Below are 423 nucleotides of genomic sequence, written 5' to 3'. Positions count from 1 at the left end.
CACATCCTCGTCGAGGAGCTGTACCGGCTGACCTCGCCCGGCCCGGGCGACGACGACCGGGAGTTCGTCGTCGCGCTCACCGACGACTACCTCGTCCCGGAACTGGCGAACCTGCTGCCGGGCAACGAGCGCATCAAGCGGGCCGTGTCGCGGACGTTGATGTACGGCCTGCAGCGCGTGTTCATCGGTGACGCCGACGCCGACGCCCTCCACATCTCGGACGGGCCGATCAAGCACGTGCTGCGCCACGTCGGCCCTGTCCTCGCTCTCGTCAACCGCATCCAGGACCGTCGCCACCCGGACCGCGAGCGGGTGACGCTCCGCGCCTACAAGGGTCGCGATGCCGCGATCGAGCGGATGCGGGTCGACTACGGCGTCGAACACGACCTGGTCGACGCGGCGCCGCGCTGACCCAGCCCTACT

The 423-nt window shown here is 70.0% G+C and carries 1 pseudogene; it reads left to right on the top strand.

The window, feature by feature from the left end:
• Positions 1-411 (top strand): annotated as a pseudogene (locus tag I0Q12_RS32985) (DUF2236 domain-containing protein); the annotation flags it as partial.
• Between the last annotated feature and the right edge of the window lie 12 nt (positions 412-423).

Origin of the sequence: Rhodococcus sp. CX (assembly GCF_015865005.1) — a bacterium.
GTDB lineage: Bacteria > Actinomycetota > Actinomycetes > Mycobacteriales > Mycobacteriaceae > Rhodococcus.
The sequence above is the reverse complement of the archived record's forward strand: the minus strand, read 5'-3'. Positions and strand labels throughout refer to the sequence as shown.